Source organism: Demequina sp. NBRC 110057 (genome assembly GCF_002090175.1).
Lineage (GTDB): Bacteria > Actinomycetota > Actinomycetes > Actinomycetales > Demequinaceae > Demequina.
Genome location: NZ_BBRN01000004.1, coordinates 520,557 through 545,192, shown reverse-complemented (window position 1 = coordinate 545,192; position 24,636 = coordinate 520,557). Strand labels below are relative to the sequence as shown.

Annotated in this window: 27 protein-coding genes; 5 read left to right on the top strand and 22 right to left on the bottom strand. The window is 71.9% G+C overall.

What is annotated here, in order from left to right; genetic code table 11:
* Positions 1–35: 35 nt before the first annotated feature.
* Both B7K26_RS07515 and B7K26_RS07510 read right to left on the bottom strand, forming a co-directional pair.
* Positions 36–446 carry a VOC family protein gene (locus B7K26_RS07515; protein WP_084078291.1) on the bottom strand — a complete coding sequence of 137 codons (411 nt, stop codon included), beginning with the start codon at positions 444–446 and terminating at the stop codon, positions 36–38.
* A gap of 4 nt (positions 447–450) precedes the next feature.
* A complete protein-coding gene (locus B7K26_RS07510; protein WP_234998736.1) occupies positions 451–894 on the bottom strand; it encodes a helix-turn-helix transcriptional regulator in 444 nt (147 codons plus the stop codon).
* A gap of 44 nt (positions 895–938) precedes the next feature.
* Here B7K26_RS07510 and B7K26_RS07505 point away from each other — a divergent pair, with 44 nt between their 5' ends.
* The gene (locus tag B7K26_RS07505; RefSeq protein WP_084078289.1) at positions 939–1,724 is read left to right on the top strand and encodes an alpha/beta fold hydrolase; all 786 of its coding nucleotides are present in this window, start codon (positions 939–941) and stop codon (positions 1,722–1,724) included.
* On the opposite strand, the gene B7K26_RS07500 is transcribed toward B7K26_RS07505, so the two are convergent.
* On the bottom strand, positions 1,721–2,065 hold the full coding sequence (locus B7K26_RS07500) for a helix-turn-helix transcriptional regulator (RefSeq protein WP_084078287.1): 345 nt from the start codon (positions 2,063–2,065) through the stop codon (positions 1,721–1,723). The genes B7K26_RS07505 and B7K26_RS07500 overlap by 4 nt on opposite strands.
* A 72-nt stretch (positions 2,066–2,137) precedes the next feature.
* Here B7K26_RS07500 and B7K26_RS07495 point away from each other — a divergent pair, with 72 nt between their 5' ends.
* The 3 genes from B7K26_RS07495 (at position 2,138) to B7K26_RS07485 (ending at position 4,121) form a co-directional block, all read left to right on the top strand.
* Positions 2,138–2,542 (top strand): arsenate reductase ArsC, encoded by a 405-nt coding sequence (locus tag B7K26_RS07495; RefSeq protein ID WP_084078285.1) that lies wholly within the window; start codon positions 2,138–2,140, stop codon positions 2,540–2,542.
* Entirely contained in the window at positions 2,539–3,645 is a 1,107-nt protein-coding gene (arsB, locus tag B7K26_RS07490; protein ID WP_084078283.1) for an ACR3 family arsenite efflux transporter, read from the top strand. Before B7K26_RS07495 ends, arsB begins: the two co-directional genes overlap by 4 nt.
* Positions 3,646–3,782: 137 nt before the next feature.
* Entirely contained in the window at positions 3,783–4,121 is a 339-nt protein-coding gene (locus B7K26_RS07485; protein ID WP_084078281.1) for an RNA polymerase-binding protein RbpA, read from the top strand.
* Positions 4,122–4,125: 4 nt separating this feature from the next.
* Here the strand turns inward: B7K26_RS07485 and B7K26_RS07480 are convergent, their stop codons facing one another.
* From B7K26_RS07480 to metK, 19 genes are read right to left on the bottom strand one after another with little or no spacing between them, the layout of a single operon-like run.
* Positions 4,126–4,866: a polyprenol monophosphomannose synthase gene (locus B7K26_RS07480; protein WP_234998735.1), complete on the bottom strand. Its 741-nt coding sequence runs from the start codon at positions 4,864–4,866 to the stop codon at positions 4,126–4,128.
* A complete protein-coding gene (lnt, locus tag B7K26_RS07475) occupies positions 4,863–6,398 on the bottom strand; it encodes an apolipoprotein N-acyltransferase (RefSeq protein WP_084078280.1) in 1,536 nt (511 codons plus the stop codon). Before lnt ends, B7K26_RS07480 begins: the two co-directional genes overlap by 4 nt.
* A gap of 47 nt (positions 6,399–6,445) precedes the next feature.
* Entirely contained in the window at positions 6,446–9,187 is a 2,742-nt protein-coding gene (locus B7K26_RS07470; RefSeq protein WP_084078279.1) for an RNA helicase, read from the bottom strand.
* A 10-nt stretch (positions 9,188–9,197) separates the two neighbouring features.
* Positions 9,198–10,136, bottom strand: coding sequence for a diacylglycerol kinase family protein (locus B7K26_RS07465; protein ID WP_084078278.1), 939 nt, complete (start codon positions 10,134–10,136; stop codon positions 9,198–9,200).
* Positions 10,133–10,906 carry a twin-arginine translocase subunit TatC gene (gene tatC / locus B7K26_RS07460; RefSeq protein ID WP_084078277.1) on the bottom strand — a complete coding sequence of 258 codons (774 nt, stop codon included), beginning with the start codon at positions 10,904–10,906 and terminating at the stop codon, positions 10,133–10,135. Before tatC ends, B7K26_RS07465 begins: the two co-directional genes overlap by 4 nt.
* Positions 10,896–11,183: a Sec-independent protein translocase subunit TatA gene (gene tatA / locus B7K26_RS07455; protein ID WP_084078276.1), complete on the bottom strand. Its 288-nt coding sequence runs from the start codon at positions 11,181–11,183 to the stop codon at positions 10,896–10,898. The genes tatC and tatA overlap by 11 nt, the downstream gene beginning before the upstream one ends.
* Positions 11,184–11,219: 36 nt before the next feature.
* Positions 11,220–12,140 carry a YafY family protein gene (locus tag B7K26_RS07450; RefSeq protein ID WP_084078275.1) on the bottom strand — a complete coding sequence of 307 codons (921 nt, stop codon included), beginning with the start codon at positions 12,138–12,140 and terminating at the stop codon, positions 11,220–11,222.
* Positions 12,133–13,104 carry a YafY family protein gene (locus tag B7K26_RS07445; RefSeq protein WP_084078274.1) on the bottom strand — a complete coding sequence of 324 codons (972 nt, stop codon included), beginning with the start codon at positions 13,102–13,104 and terminating at the stop codon, positions 12,133–12,135. Before B7K26_RS07445 ends, B7K26_RS07450 begins: the two co-directional genes overlap by 8 nt.
* Positions 13,105–13,947, bottom strand: a complete 843-nt coding sequence (gene hisG / locus B7K26_RS07440; protein WP_084078273.1) for an ATP phosphoribosyltransferase — start codon at positions 13,945–13,947, stop codon at positions 13,105–13,107.
* 10 nt (positions 13,948–13,957) lie between these two features.
* Entirely contained in the window at positions 13,958–14,221 is a 264-nt protein-coding gene (locus B7K26_RS07435) for a phosphoribosyl-ATP diphosphatase (protein WP_084078272.1), read from the bottom strand.
* Between the two features lie 49 nt (positions 14,222–14,270).
* A complete protein-coding gene (ribH, locus tag B7K26_RS07430) occupies positions 14,271–14,735 on the bottom strand; it encodes a 6,7-dimethyl-8-ribityllumazine synthase (RefSeq protein WP_084078271.1) in 465 nt (154 codons plus the stop codon).
* On the bottom strand, positions 14,732–15,982 hold the full coding sequence (gene ribA / locus B7K26_RS07425; protein WP_084078270.1) for a GTP cyclohydrolase II: 1,251 nt from the start codon (positions 15,980–15,982) through the stop codon (positions 14,732–14,734). Before ribA ends, ribH begins: the two co-directional genes overlap by 4 nt.
* A complete protein-coding gene (locus B7K26_RS07420; RefSeq protein ID WP_084078269.1) occupies positions 15,979–16,569 on the bottom strand; it encodes a riboflavin synthase in 591 nt (196 codons plus the stop codon). Before B7K26_RS07420 ends, ribA begins: the two co-directional genes overlap by 4 nt.
* Positions 16,569–17,600, bottom strand: coding sequence for a bifunctional diaminohydroxyphosphoribosylaminopyrimidine deaminase/5-amino-6-(5-phosphoribosylamino)uracil reductase RibD (gene ribD / locus B7K26_RS07415; protein ID WP_084078623.1), 1,032 nt, complete (start codon positions 17,598–17,600; stop codon positions 16,569–16,571). Before ribD ends, B7K26_RS07420 begins: the two co-directional genes overlap by 1 nt.
* A 1-nt stretch (position 17,601) precedes the next feature.
* On the bottom strand, positions 17,602–18,267 hold the full coding sequence (gene rpe / locus B7K26_RS07410) for a ribulose-phosphate 3-epimerase (RefSeq protein WP_084078268.1): 666 nt from the start codon (positions 18,265–18,267) through the stop codon (positions 17,602–17,604).
* A 29-nt stretch (positions 18,268–18,296) separates the two neighbouring features.
* Entirely contained in the window at positions 18,297–19,772 is a 1,476-nt protein-coding gene (locus B7K26_RS07405; RefSeq protein WP_084078267.1) for an RsmB/NOP family class I SAM-dependent RNA methyltransferase, read from the bottom strand.
* Positions 19,769–20,701: a methionyl-tRNA formyltransferase gene (fmt, locus tag B7K26_RS07400; protein ID WP_084078266.1), complete on the bottom strand. Its 933-nt coding sequence runs from the start codon at positions 20,699–20,701 to the stop codon at positions 19,769–19,771. Before fmt ends, B7K26_RS07405 begins: the two co-directional genes overlap by 4 nt.
* 59 nt (positions 20,702–20,760) lie before the next feature.
* Positions 20,761–22,815 (bottom strand): hypothetical protein, encoded by a 2,055-nt coding sequence (locus B7K26_RS07395; RefSeq protein ID WP_084078265.1) that lies wholly within the window; start codon positions 22,813–22,815, stop codon positions 20,761–20,763.
* Positions 22,816–22,843: 28 nt separating this feature from the next.
* Positions 22,844–24,013, bottom strand: coding sequence for a methionine adenosyltransferase (metK, locus tag B7K26_RS07390; protein WP_084078264.1), 1,170 nt, complete (start codon positions 24,011–24,013; stop codon positions 22,844–22,846).
* A gap of 110 nt (positions 24,014–24,123) precedes the next feature.
* Here metK and B7K26_RS07385 point away from each other — a divergent pair, with 110 nt between their 5' ends.
* Positions 24,124–24,636, top strand: coding sequence for a YpsA SLOG family protein (locus tag B7K26_RS07385; RefSeq protein WP_084078263.1), 513 nt, complete (start codon positions 24,124–24,126; stop codon positions 24,634–24,636).

The following is a 24,636-nucleotide window of genomic DNA, read 5'->3' as shown; positions in this document are numbered from 1 at the left end:
GCCGATGCGGTGGTGGGGTCAGTCTGCCAGTCGTGTCACGGGCGCTGCTGGAGGCGGAGGAGGTTGCCGGCCGGGTCGCGCAGCGCGCAGTCGCGCACGCCGTAGGGCTGGTCGGTGGGCTCCTGCGCGATCTCCACGTCGTGCCGCTCGATGCGCTCGAACGCCGCGTCCACGTCGGGCGTCGCGAGCAGCAGCGACGCGAAGGTGCCCTTCGCCATCATCTCCGCGATCGTTTCCTTCTCGGCGTCCGTCACACCGGGGTTCGCCTGCGGCGGATACAGGACGATGTTCGTGTCGGGCTGACCGGCCGGGCCGACAGTGATCCAGCGCATGGCGCCCTGCCCGACATCGAGCCGAATCTCGAAGCCGAGGACGTCGCGGTAGAACGCGAGCGATGCGTCCGGGTCGGTCAGCGGCAGGAAGGAGGAGTGAATCGTGATGTCCATGGCTTCACCGTAGGACCGTCACCGGCACCGCGGCTTCTCGATTCCTGACCGGTCTGCCGGCTTCCCTGGTGACGAGCGTGGGAAGCCCCATCACGGCATCGGCCATGTGACGCCGGTAGACGCCGGGAGACATGCCGACGAGCTCGGAGAAGCGGGTGGTGAAGGTGCCGAGTGACTGGCAACCCACCGCGAGGGACACCTCGGTCACGGTGAGGTCGCCGCGGCGTAATAGAGACATGGCGCGCTCGATGCGACGCGTCATGAGGTACGAGTACGGACTCTCGCCATACGCGGCGCGAAAGGAGCGCGAGAAGTGCCCGGCGGACATGCCGACGCCGGCGGCGATCGACTCCACGTCGAGAGGAAGCGCATGCTCCCGGTCCATCCTGTCCCGCGCACGGCGCAGGAGCGCGAGATCTCGCAGGCGTTGCTCCGTGAGGGTTGGCACGGATTCATGGTGCCACCGCGCGACCTGGGACGTAGCCTTCGACCATGGCCGACATTCACACGATGGTCGACGGGCGGGGCCTTGCCGCGTACGGGTCCCCGGGAGCCGGGCTGACGGTCTTCTGGCATCACGGCACGCCGGGCACCGGGGCCCCACCGCCCCTGACGCTTCCCGCGGGCATGCGCTGGGCCGGGGTGGACCGGCCCAGCTACGGCGAATCCACCCGGCTGCCAGGGCGCAGCCCCGCCGATGTGGCCCGCGACGTGGCAGCGCTCGCCGATGACTGGGGGCTCGACTCCTATGCGGTGATCGGGTACTCGGGCGGTGGCCCTCACGCGCTCGCCTGCGCGGCGACCGATGCCAGGGTGGCCTGGGCGGTCACCGTCGCCTCCCTCGCGCCGCGAGAGGCCGACGGGCTCGACTGGTTCGCCGGAATGATCCCCTCAGGCGTCGAGGCGCTCACCGCCGCCGCGGCGGGCGAGGACGCACGCCGCGCCCTCGACGATGCCGCCTACGACCCCGAGTTCACCTCCCGAGACCTGGCAGCCCTCGACGGGGCGCTGTCCTGGCTTGGCCAGGCGCCGGGAGCCGTCGACGGCCCGATCGACGACGACCTCGCGTACGTGCATGACTGGGGCGTCGACCTTGGCAGCATCGCGTGCCCGGTGACGCTGATGCATGGGACGGCGGACCGCATCGTGCCCGTCACCCACGGCAGGTGGCTACGGGAGGCCATCCCCCACGCGCGCCTCGTCGAGCTGGACGGCGAGGGGCACGTCAGCGCGCTCGCGGCCCTGCCGGGCGTGGTGGCGAGTCTCGAGGATCTCTAGTTCGCCAGCGCGGCCAGCGGCGCGCCCACCCTGGCGACCGCCTCGCGGTCGAGCCCAAAGAAGGCCCAGGTGCCGCGCTTCTCGCGGGTGACGAGCCCGGCGTCGTGGAGCTGGCGCAGGTGATGGGAGACGGTGGGCTGGCTGAGCCCCAGGGGCGCCTCGAGGTCGCACGCGCACACCGCGCCGTTGGCGGCGAGGATGCGCAATATCCGCAGCCGCGTGGGGTCGGCGACCACCTTGAGAAGCGCTGCCGAGGACGCGTCATCGCCCTCGGGCACTCTCAGCACCGTGCCGGGGCTACACACCTCGGCGTCGGCCAGCAGGTTCTCGCGGATCGCCATCGCGCCAGGCTAACGGGTGTATCGATCTTCTTCAATATTGACAGACATCGATATTCACGTCAGGCTTGCCGCATGAGCGACTCCCAGCCCTCCGTCATCTTCGTGTGCGTCCACAACGCCGGCCGGTCCCAGATGGCCGCCGGCTTCATGCGGCACCTGTCCGGCGGCGCCGTCGAGGTCCGCTCGGCCGGCTCCATGCCCGCCGACCAGATCAACCCGGTGGCCGTCGAGGCGATGCTCGAGGTGGGCATCGACATCCGCGAGGAGCAGCCCAAGGTGCTCACGCCCGATGCCGTGCAGGCGTCCGATGCGGTGATCACCATGGGCTGCGGCGACGCCTGCCCCTACTACCCCGGCAAGCGCTACGAGGACTGGGTGCTCGAGGACCCGGCCGGGCAGGGCATCGAGTCCGTCCGCCCCATCCGCGACGAGATCAAGGGGCGCGTCGAGGCGCTGCTCGCCGACCTCACGGCATGACCCCGCTCGCCGCCGCCGACGCCCCCGCGCGCCTGTCCACTCTCGACCGTTGGCTCCCCGCGTGGATCGGCCTCGCGATGCTGGTCGGCATCGGGCTCGGACAGTTTGTCCCCGCGCTCGGTGACGGCCTCGAGGCGCTCGAGATCGGCGGAATTTCCCTTCCCATCGCCCTGGGCCTGCTCGTCATGATGTACCCGGTGCTTGCGAAGGTCAGGTACGACAAGGTCGCCGCCGTCACGGGAGACAGGCGTCTGCTGGTGAGCTCGCTCGTGCTGAACTGGCTCGTCGGGCCCGCCGTCATGTTCGCGCTCGCCTGGACGTTCCTGCCCGACCTGCCCGCATACCGCACCGGGCTGATCATCGTTGGACTTGCCCGCTGCATCGCGATGGTGGTCATCTGGAACGACCTCGCGTGCGGCGACCGCGAGGCAGCCGCGGTGCTTGTCGCGATCAACTCGGTGTTCCAGGTCGTCGCCTTCTCGGTGCTGGGCTGGTTCTACCTCACCGTGCTGCCGGGCTGGCTCGGGCTCGACACCCAGGGGCTCGACGCCTCCATGGGCACCATCGCGCTCAACGTCCTCATCTTCTTAGGTATCCCGCTCGCGGCCGGCTTCGCGTCGCGCGCCATCGGCGAGCGAGCCAAGGGACGTGAGTGGTACGAGTCCGCCTTCCTCCCCCGCATCGGCCCCTGGGCCCTCTACGGCCTGCTGTTCACCATCGTGCTGCTCTTCGCCTTGCAGGGCGAACAGGTCGTCGCCCACCCGTGGGACGTGGCGCGGATCGCGCTGCCGCTGCTCGCCTACTTCGCCATCATGTGGGGAGCGGGAATGGCGACGGGCCGCGCGCTCGGCCTCGGCTACGCGCGCACCACCACGCTCGCCTTCACCGCCGCCGGCAATAACTTCGAGCTGGCCATCGCCGTCGCGATCGGCACCTTCGGCGCCACCAGTGGCGAGGCTCTCGCCGGTGTGGTCGGGCCGCTCATCGAGGTGCCCGTGCTCGTCGCCCTCGTGTACGTCACCCTGTGGCTACGCCCCCGCCTCTTCGCCGGCGAGGTAGCGACGGCCGATGCCACCGTCACCCCGTCGCGCACCGGCGGGTAACCGCTTGCTCGGCCCAGGCATCGGCCGTTCCCAGGACCGGTAACCCTCGACCGGGAACAACCCTGGTATCAGGCTCGTTGACTCCACAGAGCGCAGGCACCACCCCCGCCTGCCCACCGATTTCGAGGGAGGCTGACATGGCTGATCGAGCACTGCGAGGAATGCGTCTGGGAACCCAGAGCATGGAGGCGCCGGGCAACTCCGAGCTGGCCGAGCGCCGCGACGTCCACTACGACTGCCCCAACGGACACGTCGTCACCCTTCCGTTCTCCGTCGAGGCCGACGTCCCGCTGTCGTGGGAGTGCCACTGCGGCGCCCTTGCCCTGCTGAGGGACGGCGACCGCCCCGCCGAGACCGACACCAAGGCCGCCCGCACGCACTGGGACATGCTGCTGGAGCGCCGCACCATCCCCGAGCTCGAGGAACTCCTCGACGAGCGACTCGAACTGCTGAGGGCCGGCCGCATCGGCAGCTAAGCCCCTACGTCTCCCTGGAGAGCGCGCGACGCACCTGCGTCGCGCGCTCTTTCATTCCCCAGGCGGTCGTCTTCACGAGAGCCTCGCGGATGATCGCGCCGGACATCTTCGACTGCCCCTGCTCACGCTCGACGAACGTGATCGGCACCTCCACCACAGTGCCGCCCGCGCGCACCACGCGCCAGGCCATGTCGATCTGGAAGCAGTACCCCTGCGACTCGACGTGCGCCAGGTCGAGGGAGCGCAGGGTCTCGGCGCGGTAGGCGCGGAAGCCCGCCGTGGCATCGTGCACCCCCAGGCCGAGCATGAGGCGCACATAGGTGTTCGCCCCCGTCGACAGCAGCCGCCGATGCGCCGGCCAGTTGACGACCGAGCCTCCTGGCACCCAGCGTGAGCCGATCGCGAGGTCCCACGGGCCGGGAGCCGCGAGCACGGAGGGAAGGTCCTCGGCACGGTGGGAGCCGTCGGCGTCCATCTCGACCAGCACGTCGTAGCCGCGCTCCAGGCCCCATGCGAAGCCCGCGAGGTAGGCCGCACCCAGCCCGGCCTTTCCGGGCCTATGAAGCACGTGGACGTGCGGGTCGGCGGCGGCCCGTTCGTCGGCCCAGGCGCCCGTGCCGTCGGGCGAATTGTCGTCGGCAACGAGGATGTCGACCTCGGGGGCGGCGGCCCTGACCGCCTCCACCTGGACGGGCAGCGAGGCGCGCTCGTTGTACGTGGGGATGATGACGAGGGTGCGGGTCACCAGTCGTACCTCTCTCGGATGGTGCGGCCGGCAGCGGAGACCACCAGGATCAGCGGCAGCACCAGGAAGCCCCAATGCCACACGTGGCGCAGGGCGACGGCCGGGGTGATCTCGGTGCGCAGCGGCAGCTCGGCGTAGATCTGGTCCGCGGTGAAGAGCTCAGTGCTCTCGATGAGCCTGCCGTGGGGGGTGACCACACCGGACACGCCGACGGTCGAGATCTGGATGGCGGCGCGGCCCGTCGTGATCGCCGCCAGGCGGGTCATCTGGAGCTGCTGGGTGGACTCCGCGGTGAGGCCGAAGCTCGCGTTGTTGGTGGGCACCAGGAGCACCTCGGCGCCCTGCGCGATGGCGTCGGTGATGATCTCGTCGTAGGCGATCTCGAAGCAGATGGGCGTGCCGACAGTGACGACGCGGTCGAGCGCCTCGACGGGAACGTCGATCGTGGCCGAGCCCGTCCCCGGCAGGACCTCGGTCTGCACCAGGTCGACAGCATCCGAGAAGTGCGAGACGACGTCGCGGATGGGGATGTACTCGGCGAACGGCGCCGGACGCTGCTTGTCGTACGAGTCGATCACTGCACCCGACTGGGACCACAGCAGCATCGTGTTGTAGCGCCCGTCCTCGGGAGAGTAATCGTTGGTGCCCAGCAGCAGGGGCGCGCCGGCCGCCTGCGCCGCCTCCGTGACGAGCCGCGCCGACTCCTCGTCCGTCCGCGGGTCGTAGTCGGCGGCGTTCTCCGGCCACAGCAGCAGGTCGATCGGGCCGGGGTCATCCTCGACGAGCTGCAGGGTGCCGTCGTGGTGGTTCTTGGTGACCTCGCGCGCCTGCGAGAACGCGTCGAGGCCGGTGTTCGGCACGTTGCCCTGCACGGCGCCCACGCGCAGGGTCCCGTCGGTGGCCTGCGTGTCGATCGGGATGAAGAGGCCCCCGACGAACAGCGCCGCAGCTGCGATGGGCGCGGCGCCAGCGAGGACAAGCCTGCGGGTAAGCGCCGCCTCGACAGCGAGGCCGAGGCACGCGCCCACCGTCGCGATGGCGAAGGCCGTGAGGGGCACCCCGCCCAGCCACGCGAGCCTGGCGATGGGGGCGTCGACCTGCGAGTACGCGATCCTCCCCCAGGGGAAGCCGCCGAACGGGATCATGGACCGCAGCTGCTCCATGCCGACCCACAGCAGGCCGAACGCGGCGGGAGACCACCACGGCGGACGGCCCTGCATGAGCGGAGAACGGCGCACGCAGGCCCAGCCGGCGCCGAACAGGGCGATGAACGCCCCCTCGGCGATGCTGAGGGCGACCCAGGGCACGGCGCCCACGGAGGCATCGGCCCACGTCAGGTGCGGGAGCAGGAAGGCGATCGCGAAGGCCCAGGTGAGGCCGAACGCCCGCCACACCGTCGCCTCGCGCAGCGCCAGCCACAGCATCGCGAGGGCGACGTAGACGAGCGGCCACCAGCCGAGGTCGGGAAAGCCCGCGTTGAGCACGAGTCCACCGCCGACGGCGAGCAGGAGATTCAGGAGGGCGCGGGGCACCGGACCAGCCTACTTTCGCCCGCGTCGTCCGCGGTGCACCCTGCCGGTCAGTAGGCGACCACGCCCCTCCGCATCGCGTCGATCGCGGTCAGTGCACGCGACCGCACCAGCTCCGTGGGCGCCACCTGCGCCACCTGGTCGAGCACGTCGATGACCTGCTTGCACCAGCGGACCATGTCGCCGGGCGCGATCTCGGTGTCCTTGAGCGCCACGTCGAGGTTCTTGCCCTGCGCCCACGCGTGGATGGCGGACACGATGCCCCAGTGCGGGGCCGGAGCGTCGGGCAGCCGATGCGCATGCTGGAGGTCGTCGACGCGGGACCACACGCGCACGGTTTCCTTGAGAGCCCGTCCCAGTACTCCCCCGGGGCCGCCGGGAACCTTGGGGGTGCGGGTCTCATCCTCCCGGCGTCCCCCGTACAGGAGCGTCGAGACGGCGGCCGCCAGGGCCGGCGGGTGGAGCTCGTGCCAGATGTTCGTGCGCAGGCACTCGGCGATGACAAGGTCGTTGTCGGAGTAGAGGCGCTTCATGAGGGCGCCGTCGTCCGTCACGACGGTCTGAGGGCCGTCGCCCTCGAGGTAGCCGAGCTCCCTGAGGACGGCGCAGCGGCGGTCGAACAGCGCGGAGATCGACCCCGTGGCCCGGGCGATCTCGCCAGTCAGGCGGTCGCGGTCGCGCAGGGTGCGGTGGTAGCGCTCGGCCCACCTGGCGTGCTGCTCACGGTCGGGGCACGAGTGGCACGGGTGCGCCGTCATCTCGCGGCGCAGCGCGTCCACGCGGGCCTGCTGATGGTCCTGCTCGGGGCGCGCCTGGCGACGCGAGGGAGTGTCGAAGGTGTGACGGGCGGCGTCGATCTGCTGCGCGAGCTCGCGGCGCACCCTGGCGTTGCGGGTGTCGACACCCTTCTTCACCTTGATGGCCCCCACGGCCTCGATGCCCGCCTGGAGGTCGGCGACCGCCAGGCGGAAGAACCGCGCCTCGTCGCTCACCACCGTGGGGCGCGGGGCCTCGGCGTGGTCGTCAGGAACGGTGACGACGGCGAAGCCCTGCCGCTTGCCTGACTCGATCTTCACGACGTCGCCGCGGCGCAGCGACGACAGGGTCTCGACGCCCGCCTCGCGGCGCTGGCGCTTCACGATGCGCGACGCGTCCTTCTGGGCGCGGGTGATGCGCTCGCGCAGCGCTGCGTACTCCATGAAGTCGCCCTTGTCGCACGTGGCGGTCTCACGGAAGCCGCGCAGGGTCGCCTCCAGCTCGCGTGCGCGCCGCGCCTTGCCCACCACGTTCTGGTCGGCCTGGTACTGCGCGAACGAGAGCTCGAGGAGCTTGCGGGCCTCGTCGACGCCGGACTGCGCCACCAGGTTGATGGCCATGTTGTACGACGGGGCGAAGCTCGAGATCAGCGGGTAGGTGCGCCGCGACGCGAGCCTTCCGAGCTGCGGCGCGTCGAAGCCGGGGTGCTCCACCACGACGGCGTGGCCCTCGATGTCGATGCCGCGCCGCCCCGCGCGCCCCGTCAACTGGGTGTACTCCCCCGCCGTCAGGTCCTTGTGGCCCTGGCCGTCCCACTTGACGAGCTTCTCGAGCACCACGGAGCGGGCGGGCATGTTGATGCCCAGCGCGAGGGTCTCCGTCGCGTAGACGACCTTGAGGAGGCCCGCGGCGAAGAGCTCCTCGACCACCTCCTTGAACAGCGGGATCATGCCGGCGTGGTGCGCGGCGATGCCCGCCTCGAGGTGGTCGCGCCAGCGCAGGAAGCCCAGCGCGCCGAGGTCGGCGGTGGGGATACCCGAGCAGCGCTCGTCGACGATGCGGCCGATCTCGGCCGACTCCTCGGGGGTGGTGAGCTGCAGGCCGGCGGCGCGCACCTGGTCTACGGCATCCTCGCAGCCCGCGCGCGAGAAGACGAACACGATGGCCGGGAGGAGTCCCTGCTGGTCGAGCACGTCGACGACGGCGAAGCGTGGCGGCGAGCGACGTCCCGCCGGCCGGCGGCCGCCGCGGGTGGGACGCCCCCCACGGCCCTGGTAGCCGTCGCCCGAGCGCGACCGTCGGGTGATCGCCTCGAGCTCGGGGTTGAGGCGCGGGTTGGGCCCCGGATCCTGGGGGTCGACGCCGGGCGAGTACAGGTCGAAGATGCCCTCCCGGACTAGCACGTGGGGCCACAGCGGGACGGGCCGATGTTCGGACACGATCACCTTCGTGTCGCCCCTGACCTCCGTGAGCCAGGCGCCGAACTCCTCCGCGTTGGACACCGTCGCCGACAGGCAGATCAGCGCGGTGCGCTGGCCGAGGTGAATGATGACCTCCTCCCACACGGAGCCGCGGAAGCGGTCGGCGAGGTAGTGCACCTCGTCGAGCACCACGGCGCCGAGGTTCTCGAGGTCGCGCGAGCCGGCGTAGATCATGTTGCGCAGCACCTCGGTGGTCATGACCACGATCGGCGCGTGCGCGTTGATGGACGTGTCGCCGGTGAGGAGCCCGACGTTGTCGACGCCGTAGGTGCGGCGCAGGTCGTTGAACTTCTGGTTGCTGAGCGCCTTGATGGGGGTCGTGTAGAACGCCTTCTCGCCGCGATCGAAGGCGTGCCGCACCGCGAACTCGCCCACGAGCGTCTTTCCCGCTCCGGTGGGCGCCGCGACCAGCACGGAGTGCCCGTCGGCGACCGCCTCGCAGGCCTCGCGCTGGAACGGGTCCAGCGGGAAGGACAGCGAAGCCTCGAACTCGGACAGGTCGGTGCGCTTGGCGCGGGCGCGCGCTGCCGCGTAGCGCTCGGCGGGAGAGGTCATGCCGTCCAGGCTAATCGCGGCCGGGCACGAGCAGGCGCAGCGCGCCCGGCACACATGTCACCGTCACGGGTGCGGCACACACCAGTTCCCCGTCGGCCGATGCCACGGGAAGGGCCGCGCCGGGGTTCGCCGGGGCAAGCGTCACCTCGCGCGCCCGCCGCACGTGGACGGCCGGGTGCGACAGGTGCTCTCCCCGCTGCAGGCGCGGCAGGATGGCGGCGATCTGCGGCAGTGTGAGGGCGTCGGCGGTGATGACCTCGAGCATGCCGTCCGTGAGCGACGACGAGGGCGAGATGGGGATCCCGCCCCCGATGAACGTGCCGTTGGCGATGGCGATCAGCGTGTACCTGTCGGCGGCGCCACTGTGCCCGTCGAGCGTGAGCCGCGCGCCGTACGGGCGGAAGCGCGGTAGCTCGAGCCCGATCGCCACCTTGTACTTGGCCGGGCCGCGCGGGACCCGCAGGCGCATGCCACGCGCGGCGATCGCGGCATCGACCCCGGCGGAGAGGACTCCAGCGAAGTAGCGGGGCCTGCTCAGCGTAGACAGCGCGTCGGAGGTCACCTTGCCCAGGTCAATAGTGAGGCTACTTGCTTGGTCAGCGAGCGCGTCGACGACCGCCGTCACCCCGGCGGCGACATCGCCCACGGGAAGCCCCACGGTGGCCGCGAGGTCGTTTCCCGATCCCGCCGCGACGATTCCCAAAGGCAGGTCGCGCTCGGCGCACACCTGGGCGCCCAGGTGAACCATGCCGTCTCCCCCGACCACGACGAGGGCGTCGAGCGAGCTGGCCGCCGCATCGGCCGCCTCGAGGGCCTCTGCCCACGAGCCCCGCGTGAGGTCGGTGACGTCGTGGCCGGCCGCGGTCAGGCCCGCGAGCGTCCTCGCTCCCGGGCCGGCGCCGCGCCCCGACCCTGCTGCCGGGTTGGTGACGACGCCGACGCGGCTCATAGGTCCTCGAGCGAGGGCCGCTTGCGTTCGCGCAGCCAACCGACGCCGATGCCCGCGAAGTACAGCCCCACCATCGGGAAGGCCATGGTCAGCATCGTGAAGACGTCGGGAGTGGGCGTGAGGACGGCGGCGGCGATGAAGATGATGAGGACTGCCCAGCGCCAGCCCTTCAGCCAGGTGCGGGTGCGGACGATCCCCGCCCACGTGAGGAACACCATCAGCACGGGGAACACGAAGGCCACGCCGAACGCGAGGAACAGCCTCATCGTGAAGGTCATCAGCATCTGGGCGTCGAGCACGTTGGTGCCACCCTCGGGCGTGAAGCCGGTGAGGATCACCACGGCGCGCGGATACACCCAGGCGGCGAGCGCCAGCCCGCCGACGAAGAGAGGGATGGACGTGCCGAGGAAGCCGACCGTGTACCACTTCTCGCGCTTCTTGAGGCCGGGTGCGACGAAGGCCCAGAGCTGGTACAGCCACCAGGGCGCGGCGAGGACGACGCCGGCGAAGATCGCGACCTTGATCTGCATGTCGAGCGCGGTCACGAGCCCCGCGAAGTTCACGGTGACGAGGGCGTCCTGCTCCTCGGCCGCCTGCAGGATGGGGCGCTGAAGCGCCTCGAAGATGGGTTCGTAGAGGAACCAGCCGACGACGGCGCCGATGGCGATGCCGATGACCGCCAGGATCAGGCGGTTGCGAAACTCCCTGAGGTGGACGCCCAGCGGTCGCCGGGCGTCGGGATCCGTCCGGCGCGGGCGGCTACTTGCCACGCGCCTCGTCGTCGGAGGGGAGCTCGACCGTGGAGTCGGGGATGGCCGATGCCGAGGGCGCCTGGGTCTGCTGCGGCGCCTCGGGGGTCGCAGCCGCCGTCGTGGCGCCTGCGGCCTGGTCGGCGGGCTTCGCGTCCTTGTCGGACCGGAGGTTGCTCGTCTCGTCCTTCAGGATGTTGAGGGACTTGCCGACGCTGCGGGCCAGCTCGGGGAGCTTGGGCGCGCCAAACAGCAGCACCACAATCACCAGAATGATGATCCACTCGCGTGCACCCATGAGGGTTCCTCCAAAGTTCGGGGACTGCGGGCCAGTCTAGTCGCCCTGTGCGGCACGGACCGCACGGGCCCGCTGCGCGAGCTCCGCGCGCAGCTCCGCGGGCTCGACGGCGCGCAGATGCGGGGCGATGGCGAGGAGCCTCCCGGCCGTCCATGCGGGGTTGGCGACGCCGAAGGTGGCGACCACCGCGTCGTCGTCGGCCGCCTCGATCCTCACGCCGGGAAGGTCCTCGACCGCCCACCTGGCGGCGCGGCCGAGCGTGACGGTGGCCTCGTAGCGCTGCGCCAACGAGAACCCGTGGCCGTCGACCGGCGCATGACCGACGGGACTGTCTGTCGGGGTGGCCGTCGCGATCCTGTCGACGCGAAGCGTGCGGTGGTCCCCCGCCCTGCGGCACCAGCACTCGATGTACGCCGCGCCGTCGATGACGACGAGGCGATGCGGCTCGATGGTGCGCTCCGTGCGGTGGTCCTGGGCGTCGACGTAGTCGAGCCTCACGGCGGTGCCGGAACGGATGCCGTCCTCGAGGGTCTCGCGCACGCCGGGGGCGACCGCGGAGCCTCCCGCGACCTCCACGCCTACGCCGTCGACTGCCCCGCGGAGCTTCTCGAGGACGCTCGCCGCGGCTGCGGGCGCGGCGCCGGTGGCGCTCAGCGCTGACAGGGCGCCGATGAGCGCCGCCGCCTCGCGGGGCGAGAAGGACACCTGCGACACTCCCTGGCTGTTGGTGAGGTCGGCGATGCCCTGGTCGAAGAGGTAGCCGTCGAAGTCGATGAGGTCGTCGAACTGGTGGCCGGGAAGGCCGGACACCCAGAGAAGTTCCACGTCGGCACGGATCTGGCGCTCGGAGACGCCGAACTGGTCGGCGAGCTCGTCGAAGGGCGTCGCGCCGTGGTTCTCGAGGTAGTGGACGATGCCGAGGAGCCGGGTGAGCCGGCCAAGGGTCTTGTCAGCCACGCGTCACCTCCAGCGCCGCGTCGACGTGCGCCCTCACGGCGTCCACCAGGGCATCGGGCGCCACGGCGCGCGCGGCGCCGCCCAGTCCCAGGATCTCGTCGCGCAGCGCGTCGAGGTGCGAGTAGTCAACGATCAGCAGGTCCCAGTCGCCGTCCTCACCCGCATGCCTGCCCCGGCGCCGAAGCGCGTGCGCCGCCTCGGGGCGCACCGCCACCGTGGCGGTGCCGGGGGTGGCGTCGGGCATGAGCGAGGCGTCGATCGTGGCGGGCGGGGTAAACGCGCCCGGCTCGCCGACCGCGGTGATCTTGCCAGTGATGCGGCCGAGCCGGAAGGTGCGCGACGCGTCCCTGTCGACGTCGTGGCCGATGAGGTACTCCGCTCCCCCGCTGAGCAGCACGCGCCAGGGCTCCACTCGTCGCACCGCCGTGCCGGACGAGGCCGAGGCGTACTCGAAGCGCACTGCCTGGCGCGCCTGGATCGCCTCGATCAGGAAGGCGGTCGCGTCCGTCAGCCGGGTCGACAGCGCGGCGAAGGGCAGCGCCTCGGCGGCGGCGTGGGACGAGGTGGAGGCCGCCTTGATCAGCGCGAGGTGCGCGTCCTCACCGAGGGTAACGCCGTGCCAGTAGTCGGCGGCGAGAGTGAGCACCGCGCGTTCGGCCGGCGTGAAGTCGAGCGCGGGAAGGCGCGACTGCGAGGGGTCGATGCGGTAGCCGATGTCGTCGCCGTGCGCCTGGTGGCGGACGGTCACGACGGGCACTCCCAGGCGCCGTAGCTTGTCCTTGTCGCGCTCGAACATGCGCTCGAAGGCGGCGTCGCTGCGCTTGCGCGCCGCCTCGTCGAGGGAGGAATCGGCCTTGTCGTAGCCGTCCACCGAGGCGCGGATCTCCTCCTTGGTCATCCGCGTGCGCGCGTGCATCAGCGCGATGATGAGCCCGAGCAGGCGCTCCTCGGCGGCGATGGCCATCTAGACGCGCACCGCCAGCAGCTCGGTGGCGAGGATCGCGCGCGCGCCGGCGGCGTAGAGCTTGTCCATGATCTGGTTCATCTCGGTGCGCGGCACCATGACGCGCACGGCGTGCCAGTCCTTGCCGTGCAGCGGGGTGACCGTGGGGGCCTCCATGCCGGGGTTGACCGCGATCGACGCCTCGAGGTTTTCGTTCGGCACGTCGTAATCGACGAGCACGAACTGGCGGGCCATCAGCACACCGCGCAGGCGTGCGGTGAGCACCGCGATGTCCTCCTCGGGAGTGTCCGCGCGGCGGATGAGGATCGCCTCGGACTTGAGGATGGGGTCGCCGAAGATCTCGAGACCGGCAGCCCGCAGGGTGGTGCCGGTCGAGACGACGTCGGCCACGGCATCGGCCACACCCAACTGCACCGACGACTCGACGGCGCCGTCCAGGCGGACCACCTTCGACTCCACGCCAAACGACTTGAGGTGGTGCTTCACGAGCCGCGGGTAGCTGGTGGCGACGCGCTTGCCCTGGAGGTCCTGGATGTCGGCGATGTCGCCGGCGGGCGCGGCGTACCGGAAGGTCGATCCGCCGAAGCCGAGTTCGAGGTGCTCGACGGCCTCCGCGCCGGAGTCGAGAAGTAGGTCGCGGCCGGTGATGCCGGCGTCGACGGTGCCGGCGCCCACGTACACGGCGACGTCACGGGGACGCAGGAAGAAGAACTCGACGTCGTTGCGGACGTCGTGGAGCACCAGCTCGCGGGAGTCGCGGCGCTGCTTGTAGCCGGCCTCCTGCAGCAGTTGGGAGGCGGGCTCGGACAGTGACCCCTTGTTGGGGACGGCGATGCGTAGCACTTCGTTGACCTCAGAGATTCTTGTAGACGTCGTCCAGCGAGATGCCCTTGGCGACCATCATCACCTGGGCCCAGTAGAGCAGCTGCGAGAGTTCCTCGGCAGCCTCCTCGTCGCTCTGATGCTCACAGGCCATCCAGGACTCGGCAGCCTCCTCGACCAGCTTCTTGCCGATCGCGTGGACTCCCTTATCGAGCATCGCCACCGTGCCGGATCCCTCCGGACGCTCCTCGGCGCGACGCTGCAACTCCTCAAACAGGCTCTCGAACGTCTTCACGCCGCCAGCCTAGTGGGGTCGCGGCGTACCGGCGCAAACGCGCGCCGGACTACAGCGAGCGCAGGGTGAGCGCGGTGGACAGGGCGGCCTCGACGGCCTCGGCGCCCTTGTCCTCCTTGGAGTCCTCGAGCCCGGCGCGGTCGAGTGCCTGCTGGACGTCGTCGACGGTGAGCAGCCCGAAGCCGACCGGCACCGCGTGGGCGCGCGCGACCTCGGTGAGCCCGTCAGTCGCGGAGGCGCACACGTACTCGAAGTGGGGGGTCTCGCCCTGGACCACGACGCCGAGCGCCACGATCGCGTCTGCACCCTTGCGTGCGAGGTGCTCGGCCACGACGGTGAGCTCGAAGGCGCCGGCCACGCGGGTCACGCGATAGTCGGCCCCGGCGGCCTGGGCGGCGCGCACGGCGCCGGCGACAAGGCCGTCCATCACGTCGGTGTGCCACAGGCTAGCGACGATCTCGACCTTGAGGCCGCGGCCGTCGACGGTGAGCGCGGGTGCGCCGTCTCCACTCATGCGTTGTCTCCTAGCAGGTGGCCCATGCGCTCGACCTTGGTGAGCAGGTACTGGGCGTTCTCGGGGTGCTCGCCGTAGTGGTGCGGGACGCGCTCGGACACCGTGATGCCCGAGGCACGCATCGCCTCCACCTTGGCGGGGTTGTTGGTCATGAGGCGCACGTCGGTGAGCCCCAGGTCGGCAAGGATCGCCGCGGCCGCGCCGTATTCGCGGCGGTCGGCGGGGAAGCCGAGGTCGGTGTTGGCGTCGACGGTGTCGCGCCCCTGATCCTGGAGTGCGTACGCCTGGATCTTCGCGACGATGCCGATGCCGCGGCCCTCGTGGCCGCGCAGGTAGACCACCGCGCCGCCCTCGGCGGCCACCCTGGCGATGGCGGCGTCGAGCTGGGGGCCGCAGTCGCAGCGCAGGGAGCCGAAGGCGTCGCCCGTCAGGCACTCGGAGTGGACGCGAACCACGGGCCTGCCGCCATCGGGGACGGGAGCGGTGAGGGCCACGTGCTCCTCGCCAGTGCGCGCATCGCGGTAGCCGTGGATGGTCACCACGCCGTGGCGGGTGGGCAGCCTTGCCTCGCCGAGAGCCACCACACGATGCGGCGCGGGCTCGACGGCGATGGGCTCGTCGCCCTGGTCGCGACGGTAATCGATGAGCTCCTCGATGGTCATGAACACGAGGCCCTCGCGCTCGGCAAGCGCCGTCGCGTCGCCGTAGCGCATCATGGTCCCGTCGTCGTTGACCATCTCAGCGATCACGCCGACGGGCTCGAGGCCCGCGAGGCGGCACAGGTCCACTGCGGCCTCGGTGTGGCCGGGCCGATGTAGCACTCCCCCGGCGACCGCTCGCAGGGGCAGCACGTGGCCGGGGCGGATGACGTCGTCGGGGCATGCGTCGGGCTGGGCCAGCACCTGAAGGGTGCGGTGGCGGTCCGCGGCGGAGATGCCGGTGGTGACGCCGGAGGCGGCGTCCACGGACACGGTGTAGGCGGTGCGTCGCGGGTCCTGGCTGTCGGGAACCATGAGCGGCAGGCTCAGCGCATCGGCCTTGGGGCCGGGCATGGGCGCGCACAGGTAGCCGGACGAATGCCGGATGCCCCACGCGATCCAGTCCACGGTGGACGTCTGCGCCGCCATGATGAAGTCGGCCTCGTTCTCGCGGTGGTGCGAGTCGGCGACGAGGACGGGCTTGCCGTCCCGCAGGTCCTGCAGGGCCCGCTCGATACGGGCGGTCACCTCGGGGTTGGCCGGGCTCATGCGCGCTCCCCCAGCATCTTCTCGACGTACTTGCCGATGACGTCGACCTCGACGTTGGCGCTGTCGCCCACCGCGAGGTCGCCGAAGGTCGTCTCGGCAAGCGTGGTGGGGATGAGCGACACCGTGACGCGGGTGCCCTCGAGCTCGGCGACCGTCAGCGACGTGCCGTTGAGGGCGATCGAGCCCTTGCGCACCACGTAGCGCTCCAGGTCCGCGGGGATCTCGAACGTCAGATCCGTCCACTCCTCCTGAGCGTCGACGGCGACGAGCGTGGCGGTCCCGTCCACGTGTCCGAGCAGCATGTGACCGCCCAGGCGCGCGTCCGCGCGCAGCGCGCGCTCGATGTTGACGCGGTCCCCCACGGCGACGCCCGACAGGGCCGTCGTCTCGAGGGTGATGCGCATGACGTCGGCCGTCCACGACTCGCCGTCGGCGGCGGCCACCGTGAGGCACACGCCGTTGACGGCGATGGACTCGCCGTGGACGTAGTCGCCGTCCAGGACGGAGCGAATGGTGAGTTGAGCCGTCGAGCCCGCCTCGGTGACGGCCTCGACCGTCCCGACCGTCTCGACGATGCCGGTGAACATCAGATTCCTCCAGGGAGATGTGCGATGACGAGCGTGTCGGCGCCGAGGCGCGTCACGGTCACGTCCTGCCCCCTCAACGCGTCCGTCATGGTCCCGATTCCCAGATCGGTCACCACGGTGGGGCCCGCACCCAGCAACGCCGGGGCGATGTAGGCGTGAACCTCGTCCACGAGGCCGGCACGAAGGAAGGCGCTGAGAAGTGTAGGCCCTCCCTCGACCACGAGCGAGCGGACCTCGCGCTGCCACAGGGCGGCGAGCACGTCGCGGGGAGCGTGAGAGTCGACACGGAGCGCGTTCTCGTCTCGCCACACGGCTGCGTCCTCGGTGGGACGCGAGCCGACGACAACGCGCAGCGGCTGGTGGCCGGCCTCGACGCCGCCGGGGCGCGCCGACAGCGAGGGGTCGTCGATCTCGACGGTGCCGGTGCCGACGGCGATCGCGTCGACGGTGCCGCGCACCTGATGCGCATGTTCGCGAGCGTCCTCGCCGGTGATCCAGAAGCTCGTGCCGTCGGCGGCCGCCATCCGCCCGTCGAGCGTCGCGGCCCATTTGGCGATGACGTAGGGGCGCCCGAGCGTCATGGCGCGGCGCCAGCGCGCCGTGAGTGCCTCGGCGCCGCCGTGGGGGGTGTGCTCGGCGGGGATGCCGCGCGCGTTCAACGTCGCCGCTCCCCCCGCGGAGGCGTCGCCAGGGTCGACCACGGCGTACCGGACGCGGCCGATGCCGGCATCGGTCAGCGCGCCGGCACACGGGCCGGTGCGGCCCGTGTGATTGCAGGGCTCAAGGGTCACGTGGGCGGTGGCGCCGACCACCTCGTTGCCGCGCTCGCGGGCGTCGGTCAGTGCGGCGACCTCAGCGTGGGGCGTGCCGGCGCCGCGATGCCACCCGCGGCCCAGCTCGGTGCCGTCCGTGGCGGTGATGACACAGCCGACGCGGGGGTTGGGGCCCGTCACGGGGCCTCGCCCCGCGAGCACCACGGCGAAGTCCATCGCCTCCTCGTCCGTGAGCGCCTCGGCCGGCCCGGCGGCCATGTCAGCCACGGGCCGCGGCAGTCGCGAGGTCGCGCAGCGCGACCACCTCGGCGGCAGGATCGTGCGCGCCGTAGACCGCGGAGCCGGCCACGAAGACGTCGCCACCCGCGCGGGCCACGGTCTCGATCGTGTCGCGCGCGATGCCGCCGTCAGTCTGGATCCACAGTCCCTGGTCGGCGGCGTCGGAGGCCGCCCGCAGGGCGCGCACCTTGTCCATCATGTCCGGCATAAAGGCCTGGCCACCGAAGCCCGGCTCGACGGTCATGACGAGCACCATGTCGAACTCCGCGAGGTCGCCGAGGATGGCGTCCACGGGGGTGCCTGGCTTGAGCGCCACCGACGCGCGTGCGCCGAGGCGGCGCAGGTCGCGGGCGATGGCTCGCGGGTCCTTCGCGGCCTCGTAGTGGAAGGTGACCGATGCCGCGCCGGCCTCCGCGTACCGCGGAGCCCAGTGATCGGGATCGTCGATCATGAGGTGCGCGTCGATGGGCATCGGCGACACCTCGGCGATGCGCTCCACCACCGGCAGGCCGAGCGTCAAGTTCGGCACAAAGTGGCCGTCCATGACGTCGACGTGAAGCCAGTCGGCGGTGTCGACCTTCACGATCTCGCTTTCGAGGTTCGCGAAGTCAGCGGACAGGATGGACGGGGCGATCTGCATACCCATGCCCTGAGCGTAGTGGAGGCCCGGTGTTCCTACGCCCGCCTGAGGAGCTGAATAAACATCGCGTCGGTGCCGTGCGCGTGCGGCCACAGCTGCACGTGCGGGCCCCGGCCCCACTCGCCGGGCGTGGTGCCGGTGGCCGATGCGACGGCGACGCGCGTGTCGACGGTCGCCAGCCCCGACGCCTCAACCACGTCGAGGGTCTCGGCGAGCACAGGCGAGCAGGTCACGTAGGCGAGCACGCCACCCGGCGCGAGCAGGCTTCCCGCGTGCGCGATGAGCGCGTGCTGGAGGTCCACCAGGGCGTCCAGGTCGTCGATGCTGCGGCGCCAACGGGCCTCCGGACGGCGGCGCAGCGCGCCGAGGCCGGTGCACGGCGCGTCGAGAAGGATGCGGTCGTAGGTCTCGTCGGGGCTCCACGTCCTGGCGTCGGCACGGTGCACGGTCGCGACGCCCTCAGGGATGGCCTTGAGCGAGCGCCGCACCAGGGCCGCCCGGTGGTCGTGCAACTCGAGAGCGTCGAGGGTCGCCATACCCTCGGCGGCGGCCGCGGCGAGGAGGGCCGCCTTGCCGCCGGGGCCGGCACACATGTCGAGCCAGCGTTCGCCGGGGTCGATCACTGACCCGGCGGGGGCGTCGTCCGGGCGGGCGCGGTCGGCGAGCGCGGCATCGGCGTGGATGAGGGCGAGCGCTGCGAGTTGGCTTCCCTCGTCCTGGACGGCGGCGGTGCCCTCCGCGACCGACGCCACGTCGCCCGGCGCCCCGCCGGGGAGCGTCACGCCGAGCGGCGAGTAGACGGTAGGGGCGCCGCCCGCCTCCTCGACCAGCGCGCCACGATCGACGAGTCCTGGTCGTGCGACGAGGGTCACGCTCGCCGGGGCGTTGTCCGCCTCCAGGAGCTGCGTGAGTTCGCCGGCCCTGCCGTCGTGACGCAGCGCGTGCTCGAGCTCGCCCACCACCCACGCGGGGTGCGAGTGGCGGATCGCGAGGGACTCGCGGCTCGTGCCGGGCGCCACGCGGGCGAGCCACGTCTCGAGGTCTCGCTCGGTGACGCGGCGCATCACAGCGTTGGCGAGCCCCGCCCCACGGCCGTGAACCGCGCGCACCAGGTCGACCGTCTCCGAGACCGCTGCATGGGCGGGCACGCGCATCGCGAGGGCCTGGTGAACACCCAGCCGCAGCGCGACGGCGAGCTCGGGGTCGAGAGTCCTTGCGTCTCTCCGGGCGGCGTCGCCGATGATCGCGTCGTACAGGCCTCGCCCGCGCAGGGCGCCGTAGGCGAGCTCCGTCGCGAAGCCGGCATCGCGTCCCGCGAGACGGTGCTGCTTGAGGATGCCGGGCATGATGAGGTTCGCGTAGCCGTCCTCGGCCTCGACGGCGAACGCGACGTCGTACGCGGCGCGCCGCGCCGGGTCGATCCTGGGTGGCCGACGGTCGTCGCCGTGGCGGCTCCGGTCCCGGCCGCCGCCGCGGTCGTCGCGCCGGCCGCCCCGGCGCTCCGTGCTCATGCCTCTCCCAGGATGGCGGCGTCGCCCAGGCGTGCGCCGCGCCACCAGGCCGCGGCGTCCATCGGCTTCTTGCCTGCGGGAGCGATGGTGCTGAGGGCGACCGGTGTGGAACCGGTGGCCACGAGCACGCGGCCATCCTCCTCGTACACGTGGCCGGGGGTGCCCGTCGCGCCCTCGACGGGGGTGACGGGCCCCAGCTTGGCGACGGAACCATCGGGAAGCGTGGTCCAGGCGCCGGGCGCCGGCGTGCAGCCGCGGATCTGGCGATCCACCACGTGGCTGGGAAGGTCCCACACGACGTACGCGTCGTCGCGGGTGAGCTTCGCGGCGTGGCTCACGCCGTCCTCGGGCTGGGCGGCGGGGACGGCGGCGCCGGCCACGAGCGCCTCGATCGACTGGAGCAGGAACGGGGCGCCCGCGACCGCGAGGCGATCCAGCAGGTCTCCGGCGGTATCCGTGGGTCGGATTCGTTCGGTCATGGTGCCGATGACGGGGCCGGTATCCATTCCCCTGTCGAGCAGGAAGGTGGTGGCGCCGGTGATCTCGTCTCCCGCCATGAGCGACCGCTGCACCGGGGCAGCGCCGCGCCACGCGGGAAGGATCGAAAAGTGAAGGTTGACCCAGCCGTGCGCTGTCGCGTCCAGGAGGGCGGGGCGAAGGATCTGCCCGTAGGCCACGACGGCGGCGGCGTCCGCCTCGAGGGCCGCCACCTGAGCGATGAACTCGGGGTCGCGCGCATCTGCCGGGTCGAGGACGGTAAGGCCGTGCGCCTGCGCCGCGACCTTCACCGGGCTCGCGTGGAGTTGCTTGCCGCGCTTGCCGCGGGCGTCGGGCTGGGTGATCACTGCCGCGACCTCGTGCTCGGAGGCGACGAGGGCCTCGAGCGCGGGCACGGCGACGTCGGGAGTTCCGGCGAAGAGGAGGCGCATGCGTCCATCGTAGGTGCGCGCGGCACGCCTCCTCGCGGGTGGGGCGCCGTGGGCGGGCCTCACCTCGGCAGTTCGAGCGGGCCGTCCACCTTGAGTCTCACCTCGGCGCGCTCCTTGCCGCGCGCCGCCGACAGCCGCTGCTGATGCGTCCGCAGCGCATCGACCACGGCCTGGGCCCGTCCGCGCGGCAGCAGGAGCGAGGCGCCGTCGGGCCGGGCGATGACCGTGGCGCCATCCCCGCCGTCGCTCACGCCGGCAGCGGAGAGCGCCGCGTCCACCGTCCACTGGTCGCCGGTGACCTCGACGTGGCGGCGATGGGGCGGGAAGCCCAGCGGCGCGCGCTCGGCGAACTCCTCGCGGGCGGCGTCCACCGGCGACCACGTGGACAACGCGCGGCGCGTCAGGTCGGGAAGTTCGCCGACGATGGTGACCGCTCCCCCGTCGGCGCGGCTCCTGACGAGGGCCGATGCTGTGATCCACCACCGCACGGCGCGCAGTTCAGCGCCGAGCCCGGCGTGCGCGGGAACGCCGGCGTCCACGATGACCAGGTGCGCGTAGCCACCGCTCACGGCGGGGAGCGCCGCGGGGGTCGCGACGACGATCCCGGCGTCCACCGCGAGGTCCGCCACCACTCCGGTCGCAGCGCTGGAGACGGTGAGCGGCACGTCGGGGGCCATGCGCTGGAGCTGCTCGGCGATGCGCTCGATTCCCTGACGTAGGTGCTTGAGGCTGTGACCGTGGCACTCGGGGCAGTGCCAGTCGGGCTGCGTGTGGCCGTTCTCGAGGCAGACGGGGACGGCGCCCGCGGCGGGCAGCGCCAGCGGAGACTCGCACTGCCGGCACAGCGCCCACGCGTCACACGTCGCGCAGGCGGCAGCGTGGACGTAGCCGGCGCGCGGGACCATGACGGCGACCGGGCCGCGCTCGCGGGCCTTGGTGAGCGCGCGCCAGGCGCTCGACGGCATCCAGTGCCAGCCGCCCGGTCCCTCGGCGTCGCGTCGCTCCTGCGTGAGGATGTCCATCGCCGGCACCGCCTCGCGGGCCTCGTCGCGCGATGGGACTGCCGAGCGTGCCCACCCGTGCTCGACGAGGGCGATCGCGTCTGCGCTCAGCGCGTAGCCGCCGATCACGACGGCGGCACCCTCCTCGGCGCGCATCGCGGCGATGGTCCTGGCGTGCGGGTACGGCGCGTGCAGCTCCTCGTAGACGCCGTTGGCCTCGTCCCACAGCATCAGGAGCCCGAGCCGCGGGACGGGCTGCATGACGGCGGGCCGCGTGCCCACGACGATGCGGGCGTGGCCGCGCATGGCGGCGACGTAGGAGCCGAACCGCACGCTCGGTCCGTCGTCGGCGTCGAGCACGGCGACCTGGCCGCCGTGACCGGCGCGCCACCGCGTGAGGCCGCGCCGCTCGCACTCGGCGAGCACGGCCCCGATGCTCCTGCCATCGGGCACCACCAGCACTGCAGATGCGTCCTCACCCACGGCCGCTAGCGCCGCCTCGACCATCGCCCGGGCGGGCACCGACGTCCGGGGATCGGCCTCGGGAAGGCCCTGCCACACGACGCGGTCGCCCGGTCGCAGCGCGAGCCCGCCCGTCGAGCCTGGCGCGGCGGCAAGCGCCTCCGCGTAGGCGGGATCGGGGTCGGGAGCGTCCCAGTCGCGCTTCTCGACGGCAAGAACGCGCGGGGGCGCCATGAGGCGCAGGACGTCCCAGGTCGAGCCTGCGTAGCGGCGCGCGATGCGCTCGGCGAGCGCCACGGCATCGGGCGTGAACGAGGGGACCAGCGAGCTCGACTTCACGCGCGCGAGCGCGCCGTCGAAGTCGCTGTTCTCGGCGATCGCTGTGACCACTGCCGAGACGAGCTGACCCGCCATCGGGACCCTCACGCGCGAGCCGACCTCCACCGTGTCCGCGAGCTTCGGGGGCACCCGGTAGTCCAGGGGCTTATCGAGGTGCGGAAGCGGGCTGTCCACCCGCACGCGTGCGACGGGTCCCGCCTCGTCCTCGACGGGCGGGGCCGCGCGACGCTTGCGAGAGGGTGCAGGGGCTGGGGCGGGGCCGGGCGCGGGCAGCGAGAAGAGCGCGTCGTCGCCGACGCCTCCCTCACTCACGCTGCACTCCTGCCGATGGCTGCGGCCGCTACTGCGCGGCCGCGGCGAGCGCGTCCGCGCGGTCGGTGCGCTCCCACGTGAAGTCCGGCAGCTCGCGACCGAAGTGGCCGTAGGCGGCCGTGGAGCGGTAGATCGGGCGGCGCAGGTCGAGCGCGTCGATGATCGCGGTGGGCCGCAGGTCGAAGACCTCCTTGATGGCGGCCTCGATGCGCGCGGGGTCCACCGTGGCGGTGCCGAAGGTCTCGACGTAGAGCCCGACGGGGTGCGCCGTGCCGATGGCGTAGGCCACCTGCACCTCGCAGCGCTCCGCAAGGCCCGCGGCCACGACGTTCTTGGCGACCCAGCGCATCGCGTAGGCGGCCGAGCGGTCCACCTTCGACGGGTCCTTGCCCGAGAACGCGCCGCCGCCGTGGCGGGCCATGCCGCCGTAGGTGTCGACGATGATCTTGCGGCCGGTGAGGCCGGCGTCGCCCTTGGGCCCGCCGATCTCGAAGCGACCGGTGGGGTTGATCAGGCTCCTGTGGCCCGTGGCGTCGAGCTCGTAGGCGGCGAGGACCGGCGCGATCACTGCCTCCTCGAGCTGGGCACGCAGGTCCTGGGTGACCCAGGACTCGTCGTGCTGGCTCGACAGCACCACGGTGTCGACGGTGCGCGCGACGTCGCCGTCGTAGCCGATGGTGACCTGGGCCTTGCCGTCAGGGCGCAGGCCGGCGACCGTGCCGTCTTTGCGCACCTCGGCGAGGCGCTGCGTGAGGCGGTGCGCCATCGCGATGGGCAGCGGCATGAGCTCGGGGGTGTCGGTGCACGCGTAGCCGAACATCAGGCCCTGGTCGCCGGCGCCGAGCTCCGAGCCGTCGGTGTCCGTGGCGGAGCCCACGCCGGCCCAGATGTCGGCGCTCTGCTCGCCGATGGAGACGGAGACGCCGCACGAGTCGCCGTCGAAGCCCACCTTCGAGGACGTGTAGCCGATTCCCGTGACGACGTCGCGGATGGTGCCGGGGATGTCGACGTACGCCTCGGTGGTGACCTCTCCGGCCACGTGCACGAGCCCGGTGGTCACCATTGTTTCCACAGCGACGCGCGCGGCGGGGTCCTGCGTAAGCATCGCGTCCAGGATCGCGTCGGAGACCTGGTCACACACCTTGTCGGGGTGGCCCTCGGTCACGGACTCGGACGTGAAAAGCCGCAGATCAGTCATGCGGGCAAGCCTAGCGGCGCGGTCCGACACCGCGGGGCGCGTGCTCGCGCCGCCACGCCGGGACCTCGGCCCCATTCCGCATCCCCGGCCCGACCGCTAGGTTCGTGTGCATGCGAGGAGGGACACGGGCGGACGAGGTCACGGGGACGGGCGGAGTCATCGCCCGGATCATCGCGGGAGGGCAGACCGGAGTGGACCGCGGCGCCCTCGACGCCGCCATCGCGATGAAGGTGGTCCACGGCGGGTGGTGCCCCGCCGGAGGCATCGCCGAGGACAAGCCCTACGCCCCCGGGGTGCTGATCGACTATCCCGGACTCAAGCCCACCATGTCGGCCGACCCCGAGATCCGCACGCGTCTCAACGTCCGCGACTCCCATGCGACGCTCGTGCTTGGCGATCCCGAGGTGTCCGAGGGTGCCGCGCGCGCCGTCGGCACCGCCGCCGAGCTGAGCCGTCCGTGCCTCGTCTCCCCCGCCACGCCCGATGAGGCCTTCGCGTGGCTCTCGGGTCTCGGCCGCGAGCTCCTCATCAACGTGGCCGGTCCCCGCGAGTCTCAGTGGCCCGGGGCACGCGACGCGTCCTACGCGTTCGTCACGGCCCTGTTGGAGCGGGACCGGCGCTGA

Excerpts from the sequence above, each read along its gene's own strand:
- B7K26_RS07515 (WP_084078291.1), bottom strand. The coding sequence starts at position 446 with ATGGACATCACGATTCACTCCTCCTTCCTGCCGCTGACCGACCCGGAC.
- B7K26_RS07505 (WP_084078289.1), top strand. The coding sequence starts at position 939 with ATGGCCGACATTCACACGATGGTCGACGGGCGGGGCCTTGCCGCGTAC.
- B7K26_RS07500 (WP_084078287.1), bottom strand. The coding sequence starts at position 2,065 with ATGGCGATCCGCGAGAACCTGCTGGCCGACGCCGAGGTGTGTAGCCCC.
- B7K26_RS07495 (WP_084078285.1), top strand. The coding sequence starts at position 2,138 with ATGAGCGACTCCCAGCCCTCCGTCATCTTCGTGTGCGTCCACAACGCC.
- arsB (WP_084078283.1), top strand. The coding sequence starts at position 2,539 with ATGACCCCGCTCGCCGCCGCCGACGCCCCCGCGCGCCTGTCCACTCTC.
- B7K26_RS07485 (WP_084078281.1), top strand. The coding sequence starts at position 3,783 with ATGGCTGATCGAGCACTGCGAGGAATGCGTCTGGGAACCCAGAGCATG.
- B7K26_RS07470 (WP_084078279.1), bottom strand. The coding sequence starts at position 9,187 with ATGACCTCTCCCGCCGAGCGCTACGCGGCAGCGCGCGCCCGCGCCAAG.
- B7K26_RS07465 (WP_084078278.1), bottom strand. The coding sequence starts at position 10,136 with ATGAGCCGCGTCGGCGTCGTCACCAACCCGGCAGCAGGGTCGGGGCGC.
- tatA (WP_084078276.1), bottom strand. The coding sequence starts at position 11,183 with ATGGGTGCACGCGAGTGGATCATCATTCTGGTGATTGTGGTGCTGCTG.
- B7K26_RS07445 (WP_084078274.1), bottom strand. The coding sequence starts at position 13,104 with ATGGCCATCGCCGCCGAGGAGCGCCTGCTCGGGCTCATCATCGCGCTG.
- ribH (WP_084078271.1), bottom strand. The coding sequence starts at position 14,735 with ATGAGTGGAGACGGCGCACCCGCGCTCACCGTCGACGGCCGCGGCCTC.
- ribA (WP_084078270.1), bottom strand. The coding sequence starts at position 15,982 with ATGAGCCCGGCCAACCCCGAGGTGACCGCCCGTATCGAGCGGGCCCTG.
- B7K26_RS07420 (WP_084078269.1), bottom strand. The coding sequence starts at position 16,569 with ATGTTCACCGGCATCGTCGAGACGGTCGGGACGGTCGAGGCCGTCACC.
- ribD (WP_084078623.1), bottom strand. The coding sequence starts at position 17,600 with ATGGCCGCCGGGCCGGCCGAGGCGCTCACGGACGAGGAGGCGATGGAC.
- rpe (WP_084078268.1), bottom strand. The coding sequence starts at position 18,267 with ATGGGTATGCAGATCGCCCCGTCCATCCTGTCCGCTGACTTCGCGAAC.
- B7K26_RS07405 (WP_084078267.1), bottom strand. The coding sequence starts at position 19,772 with ATGAGCACGGAGCGCCGGGGCGGCCGGCGCGACGACCGCGGCGGCGGC.
- fmt (WP_084078266.1), bottom strand. The coding sequence starts at position 20,701 with ATGCGCCTCCTCTTCGCCGGAACTCCCGACGTCGCCGTGCCCGCGCTC.
- metK (WP_084078264.1), bottom strand. The coding sequence starts at position 24,013 with ATGACTGATCTGCGGCTTTTCACGTCCGAGTCCGTGACCGAGGGCCAC.
- B7K26_RS07385 (WP_084078263.1), top strand. The coding sequence starts at position 24,124 with ATGCGAGGAGGGACACGGGCGGACGAGGTCACGGGGACGGGCGGAGTC.